We start from the raw sequence: 3,088 nt of genomic DNA on the forward strand, positions 1-3,088 counted from the left end.
GGCCGTTGCCAGCAGCAATGCCACCGTCAACCAGCGCGCGGATAGGGAAAGACGCATATTCCTTCTCCATCGCCAAGAGTTTCCCGATGCCGCCATTCCGCCCCTCGCTAGGTATCCAAGCACCAAATCAATCCTGCGACCTTATCTTCTGCAAGGACCGGTCGAAGTAGGACCAATCCAAGGAACCTACCGTGGCACTATCGGAGGGTTGTGCCTCTTGGGCGCGGGTATCTTGCCTTTGGTCATTATTGGTCCGTTGAATGCCGGGAAGGTCCGGGAGTCCGCTTGCACCTCAAAGTACATTGAGTAGTTGACACCAATGCCGAACTCGGCTTTCAGCAAGGTGAACGTGTAAAACAGGGGGCACGAGTCCGGACTGCACACTGCGTCCTTTACGTACTGCGCGTACATATCGGCGATTGGGTCGAGGCCCTCCTTAATTGGGTCCCTGAACCCATTTTTCTCGATAGCGGTGAGAAACTCCTGTGTCCCTCCGTGGGTGGGCGGGTGGCCCACCTTCCGCGCGAGAGTATATCCCGAAAGCAGCACACCCGGGGGTGCCCCACCCTTTGCCGGTCCGGAGCGCAAGCGACGGGCGCTTTGGGCAAAGGGTGGGCGGGCCCTCTAGAAGCGGAAGAAGATTCCGAAGGTGATCTCCACCTGGTGCAGGGTGCCGCTGCCCGCCAGAGTGCGGAAGCTGCTGAGCGGAGGCGCGCTCAGGCTGGAGGGAAAGCCGGTGGAAGGATTGTTGCTGAAGGAGAGCGAGGGGTTGCCGGTGGTGCCGATGGCGTTGGCCGGGGTGAGGGTGGCTACCGTGGGAGCGGCGTCCAGCAGGTTGTCCACGTTGTAGCCGCTCACGTAGTCACGCACCTCGCCGCGGATCCCGTAGTGCGGCGTGATGTAGTACTTGACGCCCGCTCCGAAGAAGCCGGTGGCGGCGTGGTCGGGGACGCGGTAGTGCAGGCGCACCGCGTCGGTCTCGTTGTGAGGGGCGCCGGTGAAGCTGAACTGGTAGTTGCCCACCAGGGTGGCCGAGGGCGCGTCCCCCAGGCTGAAGATGCCGCCGCCGCCGAAGGTCACGTAAGGGATGGCGCGGCCCTGGGTGCGCAGGTTGATGTTGAGCGCGCCCGTGGCCACGAGTTCCTGCCCGCTGTGGTCGTGGATGGTGGCCACCGAGGTCACGCTGGTGCCGCTGCAGACCCCGCAGGCGGGCGCGGTGAAGAGCTGGGTGAAGGCCGCCTGCCAGGTGGCGCTCGAGGTGTTGATCTGGTCGCCCGCGCCGTAGAAGGCCAGCGAGCCGAAGTTGTATTCGAAGCCGGCCTCGATGGAGAAGCGCGGGGTGATCTCGCGGGTGAGGCGCGCGCCCACCCCCGGGCCGTGGTCCCGCCGCACCACCGCGTGGGTCAGCACCGAATCCAGCGAGGCGATGGACTGGGTCAGCAGCGGGATGTGGTTCAGTTGCACCGTGTTGTACAGCGTGTTGCCCACGCCGAAGTACCAGGAGGGAACGAAGAGGCTGGAGCCGCCGCTGGGCGAGGTGAAGCCGCCCACGATCCCCGGCAGCGTGGAGGTGCCACCGGTGGGATTGAAGCTCAGGAAGCCGGCGCCGTGGAACTCGACCTCCCATTTGCGGGCGGGATCGGGGCTGATCCCGGGAGCCGCCGCCGGACGCGGCTGCGCGGCCGCCACCGCCCACCATCCTGGGGCGGGCCGGGGCGACGGCGGCGCGGGCGCCGATACCGGCGCCGGCGAGCTGGCGGAATCCTGAGCGGCGGCGACGGTGGCCGCGCCCAGCAGCAGGAGCGACAGAAACAGAAGGGCGGAAGCCAGTGGAAAGAAGCGGCGCGTGCGGGTCATCGCGATCCTTTCACTGCGAGGGTCGGAAATCTCCCAGTGCCCGGAGCCCAAACGGCCCCCTAGTTTATCACCAGAGTCGGGCGCGCGCCCCGATGTCCCGCGGACGGGGGACCTTCAGACAACATCGGTTCCCAAGGGGATTTGGCTGCCCCCCAGGGATTCGAACCCCGATATGCTGATCCAGAGTCAGCTGTCCTACCATTGAACGAGGGGGCAGCAGCGGTTGGACTCCTTGATTCTAGGGGCAGGCTGGTCTACGGTCAACCGGAGGCAGGCATGACGCGCGAGCGCTTTGCCGCGGTGGTGGGAGACGTGCTCGACCATCTCCCCGAACTCTTCCGCCGGCGCATCCACAACGTGGCGGTGCTGGTGGAGGACTATCCGCCCGCGCAGCGTCCGCGCCCGCACGCTCCCCGCCCGCGCGCCGGCGCCCCCCGCGAGCTGCTGCTGGGGATCTTCGCGGGCGTGCCGCGCACCCAGAAGAGCGTCTTCCAGGCGGCCGCCGGCCCCGACCACATCGTGCTCTACCAGAAGAACATCGAGGCCATCTGCGGCAGCGAGGCGGAGGTGCGCCAGCAGATCCGCCGCACCCTGCTGCACGAATTGGGACACTACTTCGGCATGACGGAAGAAGAACTGCGTGACCTGTGAGCCCGCCGCCCGCCCCGCTCCGCCGCCCAGGGACTAGAATGGCGGAGGCCGCGGCTGCGGCCGGGAGCGAACGACCATGGCATCGAGCCTGACCCCCAAAGCCACGGAGATCGAGATGCAGGAACTGGCGCGGCGCCCGCTGCGGGCCGAAGACTGCGCGCTGGTGGTGGTGGACATCCAGGAGAAGCTGCTGCCGCCCATCCACGAGAAAGAGCGCCTGGTGCGCAACTCGCAACTGCTGCTGCGGCTGGCCGCCATCCTCCAGCTCCCGGTGCTGGCCACCACGCAGTACGCCAAGGGGCTGGGCGCGCTGGTGCCGGAGATCGCTTCCCTGCTGCCCGCGGGCACGGCGGCGCTCGACAAGCTGGAGTTCGGCTGCTTCTCCAACGACGGCTTCTGCGCGGCAGTGAAAGCGCTGCCCGGCCAGCGCAACACCCTGCTGCTGTGCGGCATGGAGTCGCACATCTGCGTGATGCAGACGGCGCTGGGCGCCCTGCGCGCGGGCTATCTGGTGCACGTGGCCGCCGACGCGGTGGGCTCGCGCTCCGAGCTGAACTGGAAGCTCGGGCTGAAGCGCATG

General features: G+C 67.2%; 3 protein-coding genes and 1 tRNA gene. 2 read left to right on the top strand and 2 right to left on the bottom strand.

Annotated elements, in window-relative coordinates:
- Positions 1 to 624 precede the first annotated feature (624 nt).
- Positions 625 to 1,857: a hypothetical protein gene (locus VEG08_14795; protein HXZ29260.1), complete on the bottom strand. Its 1,233-nt coding sequence runs from the start codon at positions 1,855 to 1,857 to the stop codon at positions 625 to 627.
- A gap of 142 nt (positions 1,858 to 1,999) precedes the next feature.
- A tRNA-Gln gene (locus tag VEG08_14800) sits at positions 2,000 to 2,073 on the bottom strand.
- A 60-nt stretch (positions 2,074 to 2,133) separates the two neighbouring features.
- Here VEG08_14800 and VEG08_14805 point away from each other — a divergent pair.
- Entirely contained in the window at positions 2,134 to 2,508 is a 375-nt protein-coding gene (locus VEG08_14805) for a metallopeptidase family protein (protein HXZ29261.1), read from the top strand.
- Positions 2,509 to 2,584: 76 nt separating this feature from the next.
- A partial coding sequence (locus tag VEG08_14810; GenBank protein HXZ29262.1) for an isochorismatase family protein occupies positions 2,585 to 3,088 on the top strand: 504 nt, incomplete at its 3' end.

This window comes from Terriglobales bacterium, assembly GCA_035624475.1.
Taxonomy (GTDB): Bacteria; Acidobacteriota; Terriglobia; order Terriglobales; family Acidobacteriaceae; genus DASPRL01.